The following is a 17,797-nucleotide window of genomic DNA, read 5'->3' on the forward strand; positions in this document are numbered from 1 at the left end:
ACCAGTTACTACCATTGCAACAGGGTATCCAGCTCTGCTATAAATTCATTATGAATTCAATTTCCCTGCTCGTGTCTGTGTCCCCCGAGTGTTGCTGTGCCTATGCATGGGCCAGGGATTGTGTCCGCTGCTGAAGCTGACTTCATACACTCTCTAGATGGCCCGCAGGTAAAACCTGCGGGCCATTTTCTTTTTACGTTGTTCTCATACCCCATTACTCGCAACACGATGAGATCTAAAAAATCCGGGCCATTGCTTTTAATAAAGAGCTCTTTCGAAACACAGTTTGGAGGCATCATGGGTAGCACACGAAGTATCAAGCAACAAGCAATCTATGTCTTTCTATCGGGCTTCTTACTGGCGTTCTTTGCACTGACATCGACGCAAGCCATCGCTCAGACCTTTCGTGGCGGCATCAACGGCACGCTCGCGGACAAATCTGACGCGGCAGTTCCCAATACTCAGGTCACGGCAACGGATGAAGGGACGGGTGTAGTTCACACCACCCTTACGTCAGATTCAGGTAGCTATAGCTTTCAGGATTTGCCACTTGGCAGCTATACGGTCCACGTTGCTACGCCTGGATTTCAGCCGATCAATGTAAAAGGCGTTCCGGTAAGCGCAGGCACAATCTATACGTTGCCACTGCACCTGAGCGTTGCGGATCAAAGTACCACCGTTGAAGTCCTGGCCGACGCCCTGTCGCTCGACACGACGACAACGCAGCAGACAACCGTGATCGCGGGCAAGTCTCTGCAATCCCTGCCGCTCAACGGACGCGACTTCAAGAAGATTGTTGGCGTTATTCCCGGCTTTGCCGGCTATACCGGTGTGCTTGGCTCAATCAATGGCGCGCGTACCAACCAGACCAATTGGCAGCTCGACGGTACGGATAACAACGATCTCTGGGCCAATAACTCGGCCATCAATCAGAGTGGTATCGGAGGCATTGCAGGAACTGTGTTGCCGCTGGATGCCGTCGATCAGTTCTCGATCCAGACACAATCAACCGCTGAGACCGGACGCAACCCAGGAGCCACGGCCAATCTGGTGATCAAGTCCGGCACCAACAGCCCGCATGGCAGTGCGTACTACTACAACCGCAACGAGGCGCTTGCCGCGGACCCAGTCTTCGTTCCGAAGACGAAGTTACGCAATGAGGCGTATGGCTTCTCGTTAGGCGGCCCCATCCGCCGTGATCGTACCTTCTTCTTCACCTCGTTCGAAAAGCAGCAGTTTCTCATTGGAGTACTGACAACTGGAACGGAGCCATCGACCGCTTATCAGGCAGAAGCCCAGAAGCTGCTTTCACTAAATGAAATTGCGGTGAACCCGCTTTCGACGAACGTATTAAATCTGCTCTGGCCGGCATCTGTTTTGACAGGACCTGCGACCGCGAATAACTATATCCCTTCGGCTGAAAACGGCTATAGCAATAACGGAGTGATTAAGCTCGACCATAACTTCAACGACAGAAATAGTATCTCGGCCCGCTGGATCGTTGGGCAGGGTAACCAGATAGCTCCTGTAGGGTCCTACATCAAGGATTATTACGAGGTAGCTCCTATCCACGTTCAGAACTATTCGATCGTGTATAACGCTGTCATCACGCCACGGCTGACGAATCAGTTGCTGTTTGGTGTAAGCGCCTACAACCAGGTCTTCCACGACTTCAATCACAGCTTCGATGTAAACGCTGTAGGTCTGGATACGGATGTCGCGAATGGTGCTCCACTCATTAAAATCGGGAGCTTTGATCCAACCGGTGAAACACCACCTGAGGGTCGCAACGACATCGTTGGACACGTTACAGATGATCTGTCCTATAACATCGGCGCACACCAGCTTCGTTTTGGTGGAGAGTTCCGCAAGGCACAGCTCGACGAGTTCTACTATCGCAATGGACTAGGAACCTTTACCTTCGATGGTTCGCAGGGTGGGTATACGACAAACCCCTATAGCTCGGATTCGAATGTGGCCGCATTAGCGGACTTCCTCGCCGGTAAAGTAGTTTCGTCGTCACTCGCGCGTGGCAACGCAGAGCGTTTGGTGTATGTGAATAACTTTGATCTGTTTGCGCAGGATTCATGGCAGATCACACATCGCTTGAATGTGAACTATGGCATCCGCTACGACTATGAAGGCCCATTGCACGATGGTTCCAAGGATCTGCCAACATTTGTCCCGTCACTCGGTGGACTCGTTGTGCAGGGAGATGGCATTGGCAGTCTTTACCCAACCCAATATACGAACATTGCTCCACGCCTGGGCTTCTCCTTTCAGCCGCAGGAGAATGGCCACCTTGTGCTGCGTGGCAGCTATGGCGTGTTCTACGATGCAACTTCCCTGAGTCCATTCCTCGATAACCGTCCTGGCAATGGCGGCCCCAACGGATTTGAAGGCAACCCTGCTGGGACTTCGCCCGTACAAACCATTAGTCAGAATGCCTATACCTGGGAGACGGGTGTTCCACTTTTCCAGGGTAGTCCTTCCAGCATCCTGAATCTGTTTTCGGTGAGCCAGAACTTCAAGACGCCCATCACATCCAACTACACGTTGGGTATCGAACAAGCTTTAGGATCGAAGGCCATCTTCTCGCTGGGATATGTAGGCAGCCAGAGCCGCCATCAGGTTGCGCTGGTGGATATCAATCAGGCAGGTTTGAATCCGGCTTCAACAAGCAATCCACTCATAGGAGTTCTTGGCGGTAAACCTGGATCGGTACAGCAATCTTCCCGCCCCTATTACTCGCAGTTCCCAACCTACGGTGTCATTAACCAGGTTGAGACGATTGGAAACTCCAACTACAACTCTCTGCAGGCAACCATACGTACCAGCTCATGGCACGGTGTGAATTCACAGTTCAATTACACCTGGAGCCACAACCTCGACGATATGACGCAGTATCGCAGCAAGCTGCCTCAGAACAGCAACAACTTCAGGGGTGAATACGGTAACTCAGACTATGACACCCGTCACGGCTTCAACGGCGCTGTCAGCTATGAGCTGCCCAGGTTCGGAAAAGGTCCTAAATGGCTGGCTGAAGGCTGGCAGGCCAATGGCTTGATCAACCTGCATGGCGGCGCGCCGTTCAACATCACTACTTCGAGCGATACAACAGGAACGAACGAAGGCTATCAACGTGTCAATCTCGTCGGTAAGCCATTCGACGTTTCACACAACTTCATTCCAACGAAGACTTCACGTTACGTGCAGTGGGTCGATCCGGCGGCTTTTGCGGCACCAACCGTGGGAACCTTCGGCACTCTTCACCGCAACGCTTACTACGGACCGGGCTATGCGTCGGCAGATCTGTCTCTGTTCAAGACAACGCATATAACGCAGCGTGTCTCAGCACAGTTCCGTGCCGAGTTCTATAACATCACCAACCGTATCAACCTCGCACCCCCGAGCTCTTCGTCCTTTGGATCGAGCTCCTTTGGGCGCAGCACAGATACGATTGGCGATTACAACGGAGCGCCTGGCATCGGTCCAGGGGAGCCTTTCAACACCCAGGTCGCTTTGAAGCTTCTCTTCTAAAGCGCTTTTCGGCAAACCACTCTAATAAAGGTGAACTCAAAAGGGCACGCAGCCATAATCAGGCTGCGTGCCCTTTTCTTCTTAAACGAGGCTTTGGGAGCCTGTGTCAGGCCTGCTCATTGACAGGCAGCGACAGCCGGGACGCGATGCCACACCTCAGTCCTGCCCAGCAGGGGGATACCGATATATCCACGCAGGTTCAACTCGTCGCCCGCGGAGGTGATGGTCCCCTTGTAGGTTCTGCCTGACTCCGGATCGTAGAGATGGCCACCGTCGAGATGATCGGCGTCAATCCGATGAAAGTCGATGCCAATCTCTAATCCACAGAGCGGACGGTTGCGCAGGCTGGCATTGGGATTATTGTGATCGACTTTCCCGGGAGCCGTAGGCGAGAGTTTGACGATCTTCGCGCACACGCTATTGCCGCAGGGATAGATCCGTATCACGGACTGCGTGGGATTTATCCAGTCCCCAAGCACGCCTGTGGCCGCATGGGCGAGAGAGCCAAAGGAGATCAACAGTAAAAATGCGTAGGGCCGTGTGCGTGGACTCATGTCGTTCTGGTTGGATGCGCGTTGATGGTACTAAACAAGAGTGGCAGAGCAAGCGACGTGCGGAGCTTTCTCCATTTAGCGTCGTTCAGGATCAAGAGAACGACGAAAGATAGATGTACCGGAAAGTGGAACCGTTAGTCCACTCGGCAGATCAGGCACTTAAGATAGCGCGTCTCGGGCAGTGTGAGAATCTCGGGATGGTCGGCCGCTGCCGCGCGGGTTTCTAGTAATTGCACGCGACGGCCGGCATCGGCTGCGGCCGATGTGACGATAGCGGTGAAGTCTTCCAGCGACACATGATGTGAGCAGGAGTTGGTAATCAGCGTCCCTCCTGCGGAGATCATGCGCAGAGCGCGCAGGTTCAACTCCTTGTAACCACGCAGGGCTCCCTCGGCAGCGCGTTTGGACTTCGCGAAGGCGGGCGGGTCGAGCACGATGGCGTCGAAGCGCTCGTGCTGAGCGTCATAGGCGCTCATAAGCTCGAAGGCGTCCGCTTCGATCCAATCGGTCTCGGCTTTTAACTGCGGATTGAGCGCGAGGTTGTGATCGGCGGCTTCGAGCGCGGTACGGCTGGCGTCCACACCGGTCACTCGTTCGCAGACCTGCGCCAGGTGTAGAGCGAAGCCCCCGTGGTAGGTACAGACATCGAGTACGCGGCCCGTTCGGCCGGACGCTTGCACATGGTCTGCCGCTGCGGCGTAGTTCAGGCGCTGGTCGAGAAACGCACCCGTCTTCTGTCCGGCGCCGACGTCATAGCCAAAGCGCAGGCCGTTCAGGCTGAAGATCGTCGTTGTTGCGGCCGAAGAGTCCGAGGAAAAGAGCGGATCGGGCGAAGGAGCTTCCAGTTGTTCGAGCTCCCGGATACGTGGATCGGGGCGCTCCCAGAGAGTCAGCGTCTCGTCGTTGGGCGCGAGTCCCTCGCGAAGGGCTGCAACGACGGTCTGGCGAACATCGTCCTGCGCCGTGCCCTGCGCGAGCAGTTGCAGAATGACGAGATCGTTGTAGCGGTCGGCCAGGATGCCGGGAAGATTGTCGGCTTCGCTGAAGATCAGGCGATGGGCATTGTTCCCGGCGGTGATGGGAGCAAGCTCGCGGCGCAGTTGCAGAGCGGCCTCGACGCGGCTGCGGACGTCGCCAAGATACTGCTCGCGTGCGAGCTCCGCTGTCTGCGAGACAAGGCGCGCAGCGATCTTCGAGGCGCTGGAGTATAGGGCTGTACCCAGCGGCTGGTTGCGCGCGTCGACGATCGTGACGAGAGATCCGGCAGGGGGTTCGGTCTGCGCCGGCTCGAGATCGGTACGGTAAACCCAAAGGTGGCCCAAACGGAGACGGTCGGCGGCGCGGCGTGTAATGCGAAGTGTGGACATCTTCTTCAAGTGTAGCGATAGAGGTGTTGGAGAGCTGCGAGATGACGTATATAGAGGCAAATCTAGAAGAAACTGTGACTACTCCAGCTGCGCAACCGTAATTCCCAACACCTGCGCGAGCGCGGAGACCACCAGCGCATGATCATCGCGCTGCGGCAAGCCGGAGACAATCACGCTCCCAATACATCCCACACCAACGACAAAGATGGGAAATCCGCCGCCGTGCGCGGCATAGTCTTTAAGCTCCAGCCCATGCCGCGCATGTAGCGTTTCGCCGTCGCGTTCGAGCGCACGGCCAATGGCATAGGAACTGCGCGCGAATCGCCGCACCGTATTGCGCTTGCGGCGAATCCAGTCAGCCTGCCCCGGCGTTGCTCCAACCGTACTGCCCGCGAACAACACCTGCCCGGCCAGTTCGATCTCCACTGTTCCGCCGGCACCCCGTTCGAGCAGCTTCGACCGCAGGATGCCGCCCAGTTGCCAGGCCGTATCGGCGTCGAAGGCGGCAAAGCGCAATGCCTTCTCCTGTTCCTCGATCACTGCAATATCTTCGATTACGCTCATCGGCTGCACTCTCCATCCACTATCATCGTTCATGCTCCTCGACCGCACAAAGGGAGCCTATGCGAGATTCCTATGTCTACCCCGCTTACCCATGCCGATCGCCACGCTCTAGGCGTGCGCGCCCGCAAGCAGCTTGCCCGCAGCGCGCACGCGAACTTTGAGATCTCAGCTTGCCCAAAAGCTCCGCTCAATCTGCTGCGCGACTCCATGCGCGGCCGCGTTACGCGGCTGGTGCAGCTCAAGTACGAACGCATGGTCGCCTCGGCCTTCGGCTTCTTTCGTGGAGCTGTGCCAATCATGGCCGCCGATCTCGCCTCCCACCCCAACACCGGCATCACTACGCAGCTCTGCGGCGACGCCCACGTTAACAACCTCGGTGCCTATGCGGGCTTCGATGGCCGCCTCGTCTTCGATATCAACGACTTTGATGAGACGATCCACGGACCGTTCGAGTGGGACGTCAAGCGGCTGGCCACCAGCCTGATCCTCGCAGGCCGCGAGGCCGGCATCCGCCGCGCCGCTCGCCAGGAGGCTGTGGCCACCTTCACGGCCCGCTATCGCAGCTCGATGAGCGAGTTTGCCGTGATGCCCGTGCTGGAGCTTGCGCGCTATCAGATCCACCGCCTCGCGCACATCGATCCCATCCCGGCGATCATGGCGACGGCGGAGCGCTCCACGCCGCAAAAGATTCTGACCAAGCTGACCGAGCCGGGGTCCGCCATCCCGCGGTCGGCTAAAAAAAACGCTCAGCCTTTACCCTCCCCAGCACGACGCTTTCGATCCGAGCCTCCGCTGCTCGAACGGCTCGGGCCTAAAGAAGCACAGACCGTGCTCGCGTCGCTGGGCCCTTACGTCCGCACGTTGCAGCCGGAGCGCCGCCACTTTCTCGCACAGTACAACCCGATCGATGTCGCCTTCAAGGTCGTCGGTACCGGTTCGGTGGGCCTGCGTGACTACTGTGTGTACTTCGAAGGCTGGAGCCGTCCGGAGTCCTCGGACCCGCTATTTCTGCAGATCAAGGAAGAGGCTCTCTCCGCATACGCGCCCTACTTGCCTGAGGACGCCTCGGGCCACACGCACCAGGGGCATCGCGTGGTCGACGGCCAGCGCGCCATGCAGCTTACCTCCGACCCGTTTCTCGGCTATACGACCATTGAGGGCCGCGACTACCTGGTACGTCAGTTGAACGACCACAAGGCATCGCTCGATCTCGAGACTCTGGACCCTGCGGGCCTGCTGGGCTACGCCGATCTCTGTGGCGAACTGCTCGCACGCGGGCACGCGCGGGCGGGAGACCCGGTCGCGATCTCGGCCTATATCGGCAACTCCGACCGCTTCGACCGCGCGATCCTCGCCTTTGCGCACACCTATGCGGACAAGACCGAGCACGACTGGGATCTGCTGAAGAAGAGCTTCAAGAAGCCGAAGTAAGCGGTTCTGCGGTGCCGGTTCGATAGAATCACGAAGATGGCACCGCCGCGCGCAACACCCGATTTTGTCGAGACCTCGCTCACCGGTCTCGGTCTGCTGAGTACGCCGATCTTCAACAAAGGCACGGCCTTCACCGAGGCCGAGCGCGATCTGTTTTCGCTGCACGGCCTGCTGCCTCCGCAGGTCGGCGACTTGGACCAGCAGGTGGCCCGGCGCATGAAGGCGTTTCACGCGCTCTCCGACGACTTCGCCCGTTACACCTTCATGCGCGATCTGCAGGATGTGAACGAGACGCTCTTCTATGCGCTCATCACCCGCAACGTCGAGGAGATGCTGCCGGTCGTCTACACACCGGCCGTCGGCGAAGGCTGCCAGCGTTTCTCCGAGATCTGGCGCAAGCCGCGCGGCGTGTTTCTGAGCTACCCCAACCGCGACCGCATCGAGACCATCCTCGGCCACCCACGCTACGACGGCGTGCGTTGCATCGTCGTGTCGGACGGCGAGCGCATCCTGGGGCTCGGCGATCAGGGCGCGGGCGGCATGGGCATTCCCATCGGCAAGCTCGCGCTGTACACCGCACTCGCGGGCGTTCATCCGCTGAGCTGCCTGCCGGTATTTCTCGACGTAGGCACCGACAACGCCGAGCGCATCGCCGACCCGCTGTATCTCGGCTGGAAGAACGAACGCGTGCGCGGCAAAGAGTACGACCAGTTCGTTGACCGCTTCGTGCGTGTGGTGAAGAAGCGCTGGCCGCACGTACTACTGCAGTGGGAGGACTTCGCCGGCCACAACGCCGGGCGGCTTCTGGACCGCTATCGAGATGCCTTGCCGAGCTTCAACGACGACATCCAGGGCACAGCCGCCGTCGCGACAGCGACCGTGCTCGCAGCAGTCAACGTAACCGGCGTGCCTTTGCAGGAGCAGCGCTTCGCCGTACTGGGCTTTGGCTCTGCAGGGCGCGGGATCGCCGGGCTGCTCTGCAGCGCGCTCATGCAGGCAGGGCTGAGTGAGCGCGAAGCCCACAGCCGTTTCTACGCTGTCGATAAAGATGGGTTACTGGTGGAAGGCATGGACGGCCTTCGCGCAGAGCAGGCTCCTTTTGCACAGACAAGGGGAGCGGTAGCCGATTGGCAGCGCGGAGAAAATGGCATCGGTTTGTTGGAGGTGATGGAGCGCGCGAAGCCAACGGTGCTGATCGGCGTCTCCGGCCAGCCTGGCGCCTTCACGGAAGAGGTCGTCCGCGCAATGGCTCGCGGCGTCTCTCGCCCGGTGATCTTCCCTCTGTCGAACCCCACCAGCCGCAGCGAAGCGCATCCAGCCGATCTATTGCAGTGGACCGAAGGCCGCGCCATCATCGGCACCGGAAGCCCATTTGGCTCGGTCGAGTATGCGGGTACTCAGCATCGCATCGCGCAGACCAACAACTCGTACATCTTTCCCGGGCTCGCGCTGGGCATCCTGAGTGCGCGCGCAAAGCGTGTGAGCGACTCCATGATCATGGCCGCTGCACAGGCATTGGCCGTGATGTCTCCAACAGCAAAGGACCCGAACGGCGCGCTGCTGCCGCCGCTTGAGCAGTTGCGCGAAGTCTCCGTCGGCGTGGCGCTGGCTGTGGGACGTCAAGCCGCTGCAGAAGGCCTTGCCGCAGTGCGCGGCGACGCCTTCGAAGAGGCCTTGCGTGCCAATGTGTGGGAACCGGTCTATCTACCCTACAGGCGGCGCAAGTGATCGCACACGGCATGTCCTGCGGGGGCCAATGAACGCACATCGTTACGACGTCATCGTGCTCGGCGCGGGCGCGGCGGGAATGATGTGCGCCTTCGAAGCGGGCCGTCGCGGCCGTCGCGTGCTGCTGCTCGATCACGGCGAGCGCGTGGGCCGCAAGATCCTCATTTCTGGCGGTGGCCGCTGCAACTTCACCAACCTCCACACCCGCGCGGAGAACTTTCTCAGTGCGAACCCACATTTTGCGAAGTCGGCACTGGCACGGTTTACGCCGGCGGACATGATCGCGCTGGTGGAGAAGCACGGCATCCGCTATCACGAGAAGACACTCGGGCAGCTGTTCTGCGACGACTCTGCACAGCGCATCGTAGCCTTGCTCGAACGCGAGTGCGGCGACGCCGGTGTCGAGACTCGATGCGGCGTAAAAGTTATTAAGGCACGGCAAGAAAACGCTGCAGCGGTGGCATCGAAGTTTGTCGTCGAAACCAGCGCAGGAGACTTTGCAGCCGAGTCGGTAGTTGTGGCCACAGGCGGCTTGTCGATCCCGAAGATGGGTGCGACGAGCTTTGGCTACGAACTCGCACAGCAGTTCGGACATGCGCTCATAGAACCGCGCGCAGCCCTGGTTCCACTGGTGTTTGCCCCTGAAGATCGCGAGCGCTGGTGCGATCTCTCCGGAGTCTCGTTTGAGGTGGTGGCACGCGCAGAGACCACAGGCAAGACGCGCCGGAAAGTTGCGCCGGAGTTTCGCGAAAAGCTGCTCATCACGCATCGCGGCGTGAGTGGACCAGCGGTGTTGCAGGTGTCTTCCTACTGGAAGCCCGGCGAACAGGTGTGCTTCGATCTTGCACCCGGTCGTGAAGTGCTCGCGGCGTTGCTCGAAAAAAATGCGCGGCGCGATGCAGCGAACCTTGTTGCTGCTTTGCGCGCCATACTTCCAGCGCGCATGGCCGAGCGCTGGGTCGCAGCGCAACTCACACTCGATTGGACGAACGCAGGAATCGCCCGCATGGAAGCCGCCCTGCACGCTTGGACGCTCACTCCAGCAGGCACAGAAGGCTTTGCGAAAGCCGAAGTAACAGCGGGCGGCATCGACACTGCCGAACTCGACGCCCGCACCATGGAGAGCCGCCGTGTACCCGGTCTATACTTCATCGGCGAGGTCGTAGATGTGACCGGCTGGCTGGGCGGATACAACTTTCAGTGGGCCTGGGCGAGTGCTGTATCGGCAGGCCAAGCGGTGTAGTTCAGGTAGGTCTAGCTGATAAAATGAGTATTGGGTGCAAACGTCATGGATAAGACAATTCGTTGGAACGTGGACCCCAAGGAACAACAGGCGGAGACCTACCGCTATTGGCAGAGTGTGCCTGTCGGGGAACGCCTCAGTGCTACGTCGGAACTTAGCATCGTCGCCTATAGTCTGAAAGGACCTGCCCATGATGTACAAGGACTTCCGCGACATCTTATTCGCCTTGAACGCCGAGAAAGCTAAGTATCTTATTGTTGGTGGATATGCTGTTTCAGTTCACACTGAACCACGCGCGACCAAAGACCTCGACCTTTGGATCAAGACTGATGTGGAGAACAGTAGTGCCGTCTATCGCGCTTTGATCATTTATGGTGCACCGTTGGCGGGCATGACCGCTGAAGATTTCAATGCCCGCGCCCAGACAGGCTTTCAGATAGGTGTAGCTCCCATCCGAATAGATATTCTTCATGCCATCGATGGGGTCATCTTCGATGAAGCTTGGCAGAACCGCATTGAGACTGTAATAGACGGCGATATACCAGTACATGTGATCTCACGTGAAGACTTGCTCAAAAACAAGCTAGAATCTGGTCGTCCGAGGGATCTTTTGGATGTCGAGGCGATTCGCGAAGCTGCTTCGACATCCAAGTTGCTGCCTTAGCAGCGAACAATCTTCCCCGAAGCTATCCCCCGCGTAGCATTGCGCGTATCCACGAATATCTTGCTGGCCTCAACCAGCGCCGCATAGTCATACGCCGAGTGGTCCGTGACCAGCAGCACGCAGTCGAAGTCCCCTACGCGCTCCAGCGCCGTAGACTGCCGCTTGAGCGCATATTTGCGCCCCACGCCTACCTCGGGAAAGAACGGATCGTTGTAGGACACACTAGCCCCGGCGCGCTCCAGCAGATCGAAGATGGTAAGCGCCGGCGACTCGCGCAGGTCGTCGACATCGCGCTTGTAGGCGATACCCAGCAGCAGCACCTTCGCTTCGGCAAGACTCTTGCCTTCGCGCTCCAGCGCTCGCTCTACGGTATGGACGACGAACCCAGGCATCGCCTCGTTCACTTCACCGGCGAGCTCGATAAAACGCGTTGGCTGGTTGAACTGTTTGGCGCGCCAGCTCAGATAGAACGGATCGACCGGAATGCAGTGGCCTCCGATGCCCGGTCCGGGATAGAACGCCTGAAACCCAAAGGGCTTCGTGGAGGCTGCGTCGATGACCTCCCAGATATCGATGCCCATCGCCAGGCAGAGCTGCTTGAGCTCATTCACCAGCGCAATGTTCACGCAGCGATAGATGTTCTCGAGCAGCTTCGTCATCTCTGCGGCAGAGGGTGACGACATCGCAACCGTACGGTTGAAGATGGTGCCGTAGAGCGCGACCGCAGCCTGCGTGGCGCGTGTGTCGACGCCGCCAATCACCTTGGGAATCTCACGGCGTGGTGTCGTCAGGTTGCCGGGATCTTCGCGCTCCGGCGAAAAAGCAACCATCAAGCCCTCGAGCGTATCGTGACCATCGCCGTTGCGCAGAACCCGCAGATTGTTGCGCCCGAGCCGCTCGAGCGTCGGCACGATGAGCTCATCGGTCGTGCCGGGATACGTCGTGCTTTCGAGCACAAGGAGTTGACCCGCATGCGTGTGCGGCGCCAGCGCCTCCACCGTGCTGGTGACGAAGCTCATGTCCGGAGTATGGTCAGGGTGCAGCGGTGTGGGCACGCAGATAAGAATGGCGTCGCACTCGTGCAGTTCGGAAAAATCTGTAGTCGCGCGAAAGCCTGCGGCTCTTGCGCCGGCAATATGTTCCGGCTCGATGCGGTGGATATACGACCGGCCATCGTTGAGCGTGGCTACCTTCTCTGCATCGATATCGAAGCCGGTCACACGAAAGCATTCTTCCGAAAAGAGCAGCGCGAGCGGCAGCCCGACATAGCCGAGACCGATAATGGCGATGTGTGTTTCACGGGCATCGAGGCGAGCGAGCCAGGAGGAGAGAGTATGGGTCGAGTTCATGCTGGTGAATTGGACGTGCTCACACCCCGCGCGGGTGCGAACTGTTCGCGATACCACGCGACGGTCTGTGCAAGTCCTTCCTCGAAGCTGACCAGTGGCTCATAGCCGAAGGCCTCACGTGCGGCTGTGATGTCCGCGAGCGAGTCGCGAATATCGCCGGCGCGAGACTCGGTATAAAGCGGCGGCTTCTTATAGCCGGTAAGCCCGGCGAGAATGCGATAGGTCTCGTTCAGCGTATGGCGCTCGCCGCACGCGACGTTGAAGACCCGTCCCGAGATATTCTCCGCGGGCGCCTCCAGCGCGAGCAGGTTGGCGCTCACCGCGTTCGCGATATAGGTAAAGTCACGGCCCTGCTCTCCATCGCCCTGGATCGTAGGCTGTTCGTCTTTTGTGCGGCTTCGGCGCAGCATCTGCAGGCAGAACTTCGCAATGACGCCGGAGTAGGGCGAATCGGGCGTCTGGCGCGGGCCGAAGATGTTGAAGTAGCGCAGGCAGACCGTCTCCATGCCGTATACGCGCGCGTAGCTCTGCATGTAGAGCTCGCCGGCAAGCTTCTGCACGGGATACGGTGCGATGGGCTGCGGCATCATGGTCTCAACACGCGGAAAGCCCGGCTGGTTGCCATAGGCCGAACTCGACGCTGCATAGACCACACGCTTGATCCCTGCGGCGCGCGCGCCTTCCAACAGGTTGAACGTGCCGTCGAGATTGGAGTTGTGGCTCGGCCGAGGGTCCTTCACACTGCGTGGCACACTGGGCAGCGCAGCCTGGTGCAAAATGCCGTCGACGCCAACGCAGGCGCGGGCTACGGTGTCGGCATTCACGAGATCGACGGTGAGCAGGTCGACCTTCTCGGCGATGTGCGCGAGGTTTTCGCGCCGCCCTGTAGAAAAGTTGTCGATGCCACGCACATGGTGCCCGCGCTCGACGAGCGCCTGCGCAAGATGCGAACCAATGAAACCCGCGATACCGGTGATGAGATAAGTAGCCAAGAAAACTAGTTTATCGCGCGCGCCCTATGTGGATCATCATTCTCCGTTTTGCGGAGGCGGCGGCCCTCCGGCGCGCTGTATGGGAGCGGGTGTCGCGCTGGGATCCACGGCCACGATCAGTTCGGCGTTCAGGCCTGCTTCAGGACGCGTCGCATCGACGAAACGCAGCGTCGCCAGGGAGCGATCGCCATGCTGGCCGTTGAAGATCCCATCTTCTTTCTGCGTCGTCCGATGGATGGCGTGTCGGGTATAAGGCTCATGCTTCATCAGGTCGATGGCCACGTCTTCTGGAAAGAAGACCTGACCAACGTGCGAAGTGTGCCCCTCGGCATAGGTGTGCCCGGCTGCGTGACCGCCCAGGCGCACTTTGAAGTGGACATGATTGGTGCGCCCCATATAGAAGCCCGGGAAGATGGTTTGAAAACTCACGGCTCCATCCGCGCCGGTGATCTGGATGCCGCGCAGAAAGGTCAGCTTGTCGGTAGGATGATTCTCCGGTGGCGGCCCGAAGCCTCCGGGCGGTCCGGGGCGATTACCGGAATGCGAAGTGTCGAAACCCTGATGTTGCGGATCGAAGTCGGGCGGTGGTCCTCCCGGTCCCTCTGGACCTCCCATTCCTCCCGGCCCCATCGGATTCTGTTTGGTAAAGCCAGCGTAGAGGCCAAGCGCATCGCAGTGCCACATGTCCACAGCGGCGTGCGTAAGCGGTTTGCAGGTGCGTGCATCCAGCACCGCGAGCCGCAGCGATAACGGTATGCCATGCCTGTCTTCGATAACATTGGAGCGCAGGAGCTCATCGGCTACGTAGTAGGGCCCCACCTCCTGCTCGGCGGCGAGTTTGCAGACATCGGCCTGAGGGATGAGTCCGAGCGCATGAGCAGCACGTTGCAGTTGCAGCGTGGATGCGAGCGTAGCGGTGGTGGTAAGGAATCGCCGTCGGCTGATGGTTTGGAACGTGCGCATAGACTCACTCCGGAAGATGGCTGACTTCCTGTCTTTGACGCGAAAAGCCGGTATCGGTGGTTCAGCAAAAATCCGAATATGGAATAAATTGTCTTATTGAATAGCTGCAAGGTCGACGTGCCATATCTTTTCCATCAGGACCTACCTGAAATCTGTCATCTCGGCTTACCTCAAATTTTTGATCTCGATCTACCCCAAATCTGTCATCTCGACCGGAGGCGGCGCTTTTTGCCGCCGTAGTGGAGAGACCTGCATGTTGCAGAGCGCGATGCAAATGTTTGTGGCGCGCTTTGCGTCAAGACCTGCAGTTTGTCCGCGCAGGCACTGATGCCCGTGCAAGCAATCTGCAGGTCTCATGATGCAAAGAGCGCTAAAGACCTATAAGAACGCCTCTACCCCTCAATAGCTATGCCCAAGAATCGGATGCGGCTCATACGGCGCTTCAAGCCGCTGGATCTCGTCTTCCGTAAGCTTCAGCGACAGCGCGCCAATCGCATCCTCCAACTGATACGGTTTGCTCGCGCCGACGATCGGAGCACTGACCGCAGGCTTGGAGAGAATCCACGCCAGCGCCACCTGCGCGGGCTTCACCTCGCGCTGCGCTGCGATTTCGGTCACGCGATCCACAATGTCGAAGTCCGAGTCGCGATAGTACATGCCATGCGCGAAGTCGTCGGTACGGGCGCGGGTGGTCTCGCTCTTGCCATCTCCGCGTTTGCGCGAACCCGTCAGAAAGCCGCGCGCCAGCGGGCTCCACGGAATGCAGCCCACCTGCTGGTCGAGGCACAGCGGAATCATCTCGCGCTCTTCCTCGCGATACACCAGGTTGTAGTGGTTCTGCATGGTGACGAATCGTGCCAGCCCCTTCTCGCGTTGAAAGTTCAGCATCTTGAGAAACTGCCACGCATACATGCTCGATGCGCCGAGATACAACGCCTTGCCCGCTTTGACCACATCGCTAAGCGCCTCACAGGTCTCCTCGATCGACGTCTGCGGATCGAAGCGATGAATCTGATACACGTCAACATAATCCACGCCCAGGCGTTTCAGGCTCGCGTCGATCGAAGCCATAATGTGTTTGCGCGAGAGCCCGCGGTCATTGGGCCCGTCGCTCATCGGGTTGAAGACCTTGGTGGCGATCACCAACTCTTCGCGGCGCGGCTGGAACTCGCGCAGCAGCTTGCCGGTAACCACTTCGCTCTCCCCGCGCGAGTACATGTCGGCGGTATCGAAAAAATTGATGCCGGCTTCGACAGCGCGGCGCACCAGTGGCCGCGACTCATCCTCTTCCAGCACCCACTCGCGCCATTTTTTGGAGCCGTAGGTCATCATGCCAAGACACAGCGGCGAGACCCGGACGCCGGTGGATCCAAGTCTCAAGTAGGACATTGTGGAGTTTGCAGAATCGCTCATGGGCAATTGGACGCCCGACCCAGGCCCGAGGTTCCAAAATCCCCAAATCCAAAAAATGAGACCGAACAAACCTTTTGCGGCGGTTTGCGTCTTAGATAATGGAGCCGCTGTTTGCGTATACGAGTTGTTGTAAGACTCACGGGCCCCCTTTGATGGAAGCGCAAACGGCGGCTTACCCATTTAACGAAAACGCCCAATTCAGCAACGGGCTTTCTGGGCTCTCTCTAAGAGCCTGACTAAATCCACAATCGCCAGATGTGAAAAGGTTTTGTCGCCGTTTGTTTTTCGTCGTCATCCTGAAGCGTAGCTGAAGGACCCCCGCATTTAGCGGTGGCACGAATGCATCAGTGTCGCCAAGCTCTTCGTTCGCGCTCACATAGATCCCAGCGAGGCAAGGACCGGAAGGGCATGGCTTTCAGCCATGCCAATAACGGCCGGGCCAAAGGCCCGCACCTCGCTGCCGCAGGCAGAGTGGAGCCAGCAGGCGCAACGACTGAATTGCCTTCCTCGGTTAAGGCGAGACAGCATACCCATCGGCACTCACCTACTGCGCGTTCGGATCAATCGTTGTCACCACTGGCACACTCTCATTCCCTTTGGCATCCACGGCAGTAACGCTGTACCGATACCTTTGGCCAACCGTCACAGTGTCATCGTGGAACGCAGGCAACGCCACAGGTGCCGTATTCAGCCGAGCCTTATTCCCATCTCCGCCGTCGCGATAGACGTTATACCCCGCAAGGCGAGGATCATCGACTGGCTGCCAGATAAGATCGATCGCCGGCTTCGGGTTATCAAAGCTCGCGGCACTCAGGTCAGTAGGCGCAGGCGGCGGATAGACATCGTGCAGCGTGAACTCAATCGGAGCGGAAACCTCGCTGCGCAGCTCCAGCGTTCGCCCGCCAAGGGTAATGCTCCGGCGCCGCTCGGCCGTATAGCGATACGGCTCGTCGACGAGCGCGGACTCGTCCATGGTAATGCCGTCGCGAGCAGGCTGAACCGAATCGGCAACCGCCGAATCCCCTGCCAGCGGATCAGGCTGCGGAGCGGTGGTGAGCCACACCACATTCGGCTCGTTGTCTTCACTGGCCTTCGCGGCCTTCGGTGTTTTTGGCACAGCAGCCGAACTGCCGTGGTGCGCCGTTGCTGGCTTACTTGGCGAAGCTCCGGCAGTCGAAGCTGGCATCACATGATGAGCCGCATGCGCGGGCGTCTTTGGATTTGGAGAGATGTCTTCCCGGCGCAGTACAACATTGCCGGCGTCCGGATTCGTGGTCGGCTTCCAGCTCAACACCACTCCCAGCCTCGACCCCTGGGCGTGCAACTCTTCCACGGGCGAGGGCTCCGCCCCGCTGGCAGCATACGCTGGCTCCGCGAACCCAGCCGTGCGACCGGTATCGCTGAATAACTGCACCCGATAGCCCAATACATGAGCCGCACCGGAGGCCAGTGCCGCAGGCAGCGCATCATGCACCACGACCAGAGTCGGCTGTCCTGTCTGCGCATTGGCGACGCGAGCAAAGCTCTGCTCCGGCAGCTCAGCAACGGCAACACAATCTCCTTTATCGAGAGCTCTGCAAAACCCAGCTTTCACATTGGCGGCCTTGAGGGGAAGCTTATCGGTAGTCCGCTGTGGCATGGTAAACCGCAGCTCAACCGTAGTCCCGCGACGCGTAGCGGCAAGGTCCGTCACAAACCCCGGCAACTTCAACGAAGGAGGCTTCGGAGGCCCAGGATTAGCACACCCCACCATCCCCAAACCGGCAAGAGCCAGCATCGGGAGCACAAGTACAGGGCATCTGCGATTCAACACCATGACATTGAGGCTAGCATCGCGCCGCATGTCCCGGAATCTCTGCACGTATAGGATCGCTTGCCGACGATGGAGCATCTGCTCGCGGCCATCGGAACCCAAGTCAGTGCGATATTCGAACGGCCGAAACCGCCACGCCGTTTCGCGCGCTTTACGGCATTCTCCAACACTTCAGC

13 protein-coding genes are annotated in these 17,797 nt (G+C 59.0%); 5 read left to right on the forward strand and 8 right to left on the reverse strand.

The features are described 5' to 3' along the window. Window positions 1–297: 297 nt before the first annotated feature. The gene (locus GSQ91_RS03215; RefSeq protein WP_158819814.1) at window positions 298–3,540 is read left to right on the forward strand and encodes a TonB-dependent receptor; all 3,243 of its coding nucleotides are present in this window, start codon (window positions 298–300) and stop codon (window positions 3,538–3,540) included. A 116-nt stretch (window positions 3,541–3,656) separates the two neighbouring features. Here the strand turns inward: GSQ91_RS03215 and GSQ91_RS03220 are convergent, their stop codons facing one another. The 3 genes from GSQ91_RS03220 to GSQ91_RS03230 all read right to left on the reverse strand — a co-directional run bounded on the left by GSQ91_RS03220 (window position 3,657) and on the right by GSQ91_RS03230 (window position 6,025). After that, on the reverse strand, window positions 3,657–4,094 hold the full coding sequence (locus tag GSQ91_RS03220) for a DUF2147 domain-containing protein (RefSeq protein WP_158819815.1): 438 nt from the start codon (window positions 4,092–4,094) through the stop codon (window positions 3,657–3,659). Between the two features lie 134 nt (window positions 4,095–4,228). After that, window positions 4,229–5,461 (reverse strand): class I SAM-dependent rRNA methyltransferase, encoded by a 1,233-nt coding sequence (locus GSQ91_RS03225; RefSeq protein ID WP_158819816.1) that lies wholly within the window; start codon window positions 5,459–5,461, stop codon window positions 4,229–4,231. 78 nt (window positions 5,462–5,539) lie between these two features. Beyond that, complete coding sequence (locus GSQ91_RS03230) at window positions 5,540–6,025, reverse strand: heme-degrading domain-containing protein (protein WP_158819817.1); 486 nt, start codon at window positions 6,023–6,025, stop codon at window positions 5,540–5,542. Window positions 6,026–6,097: 72 nt separating this feature from the next. Between GSQ91_RS03230 and GSQ91_RS03235 the strand changes: the two genes are divergently transcribed. The 4 genes from GSQ91_RS03235 to GSQ91_RS03250 all read left to right on the forward strand — a co-directional run bounded on the left by GSQ91_RS03235 (window position 6,098) and on the right by GSQ91_RS03250 (window position 11,091). Then, a complete protein-coding gene (locus tag GSQ91_RS03235) occupies window positions 6,098–7,456 on the forward strand; it encodes a DUF2252 domain-containing protein (protein WP_158819818.1) in 1,359 nt (452 codons plus the stop codon). 36 nt (window positions 7,457–7,492) lie between these two features. Continuing rightward, on the forward strand, window positions 7,493–9,184 hold the full coding sequence (locus GSQ91_RS03240; protein ID WP_158819819.1) for an NAD-dependent malic enzyme: 1,692 nt from the start codon (window positions 7,493–7,495) through the stop codon (window positions 9,182–9,184). Window positions 9,185–9,212: 28 nt separating this feature from the next. Beyond that, window positions 9,213–10,427: an NAD(P)/FAD-dependent oxidoreductase gene (locus tag GSQ91_RS03245; protein ID WP_158819820.1), complete on the forward strand. Its 1,215-nt coding sequence runs from the start codon at window positions 9,213–9,215 to the stop codon at window positions 10,425–10,427. Window positions 10,428–10,617: 190 nt separating this feature from the next. Next, window positions 10,618–11,091 carry a DUF6036 family nucleotidyltransferase gene (locus GSQ91_RS03250; RefSeq protein WP_254064340.1) on the forward strand — a complete coding sequence of 158 codons (474 nt, stop codon included), beginning with the start codon at window positions 10,618–10,620 and terminating at the stop codon, window positions 11,089–11,091. Here the strand turns inward: GSQ91_RS03250 and GSQ91_RS03255 are convergent. The 5 genes from GSQ91_RS03255 to GSQ91_RS03275 all read right to left on the reverse strand — a co-directional run bounded on the left by GSQ91_RS03255 (window position 11,088) and on the right by GSQ91_RS03275 (window position 17,651). Further along, window positions 11,088–12,440 (reverse strand): nucleotide sugar dehydrogenase, encoded by a 1,353-nt coding sequence (locus GSQ91_RS03255; RefSeq protein WP_158819821.1) that lies wholly within the window; start codon window positions 12,438–12,440, stop codon window positions 11,088–11,090. The genes GSQ91_RS03250 and GSQ91_RS03255 overlap by 4 nt on opposite strands. Further along, a complete protein-coding gene (locus tag GSQ91_RS03260) occupies window positions 12,437–13,432 on the reverse strand; it encodes an SDR family oxidoreductase (RefSeq protein ID WP_158819822.1) in 996 nt (331 codons plus the stop codon). Before GSQ91_RS03260 ends, GSQ91_RS03255 begins: the two co-directional genes overlap by 4 nt. 36 nt (window positions 13,433–13,468) lie before the next feature. After that, a complete protein-coding gene (locus GSQ91_RS03265) occupies window positions 13,469–14,395 on the reverse strand; it encodes a dioxygenase (RefSeq protein ID WP_158819823.1) in 927 nt (308 codons plus the stop codon). A gap of 399 nt (window positions 14,396–14,794) precedes the next feature. After that, the gene (locus tag GSQ91_RS03270) at window positions 14,795–15,808 is read right to left on the reverse strand and encodes an aldo/keto reductase (RefSeq protein ID WP_305794267.1); all 1,014 of its coding nucleotides are present in this window, start codon (window positions 15,806–15,808) and stop codon (window positions 14,795–14,797) included. Between the two features lie 544 nt (window positions 15,809–16,352). Further along, the gene (locus tag GSQ91_RS03275; RefSeq protein ID WP_158819824.1) at window positions 16,353–17,651 is read right to left on the reverse strand and encodes a fibronectin type III domain-containing protein; all 1,299 of its coding nucleotides are present in this window, start codon (window positions 17,649–17,651) and stop codon (window positions 16,353–16,355) included. Window positions 17,652–17,797 lie beyond the last annotated feature (146 nt).

The sequence above is a fragment of the Granulicella sp. S156 genome (assembly GCF_009766105.1).
Taxonomy (GTDB): Bacteria; Acidobacteriota; Terriglobia; order Terriglobales; family Acidobacteriaceae; genus Granulicella.

Excerpts from the sequence above, each read along its gene's own strand:
- GSQ91_RS03215 (WP_158819814.1), top strand. The coding sequence starts at position 298 with ATGGGTAGCACACGAAGTATCAAGCAACAAGCAATCTATGTCTTTCTA.
- GSQ91_RS03220 (WP_158819815.1), bottom strand. The coding sequence starts at position 4,094 with ATGAGTCCACGCACACGGCCCTACGCATTTTTACTGTTGATCTCCTTT.
- GSQ91_RS03225 (WP_158819816.1), bottom strand. The coding sequence starts at position 5,461 with ATGTCCACACTTCGCATTACACGCCGCGCCGCCGACCGTCTCCGTTTG.
- GSQ91_RS03230 (WP_158819817.1), bottom strand. The coding sequence starts at position 6,025 with ATGAGCGTAATCGAAGATATTGCAGTGATCGAGGAACAGGAGAAGGCA.
- GSQ91_RS03235 (WP_158819818.1), top strand. The coding sequence starts at position 6,098 with ATGTCTACCCCGCTTACCCATGCCGATCGCCACGCTCTAGGCGTGCGC.
- GSQ91_RS03240 (WP_158819819.1), top strand. The coding sequence starts at position 7,493 with ATGGCACCGCCGCGCGCAACACCCGATTTTGTCGAGACCTCGCTCACC.
- GSQ91_RS03245 (WP_158819820.1), top strand. The coding sequence starts at position 9,213 with ATGAACGCACATCGTTACGACGTCATCGTGCTCGGCGCGGGCGCGGCG.
- GSQ91_RS03250 (WP_254064340.1), top strand. The coding sequence starts at position 10,618 with ATGATGTACAAGGACTTCCGCGACATCTTATTCGCCTTGAACGCCGAG.
- GSQ91_RS03255 (WP_158819821.1), bottom strand. The coding sequence starts at position 12,440 with ATGAACTCGACCCATACTCTCTCCTCCTGGCTCGCTCGCCTCGATGCC.
- GSQ91_RS03265 (WP_158819823.1), bottom strand. The coding sequence starts at position 14,395 with ATGCGCACGTTCCAAACCATCAGCCGACGGCGATTCCTTACCACCACC.
- GSQ91_RS03270 (WP_305794267.1), bottom strand. The coding sequence starts at position 15,808 with ATGAGCGATTCTGCAAACTCCACAATGTCCTACTTGAGACTTGGATCC.
- GSQ91_RS03275 (WP_158819824.1), bottom strand. The coding sequence starts at position 17,651 with ATGCGGCGCGATGCTAGCCTCAATGTCATGGTGTTGAATCGCAGATGC.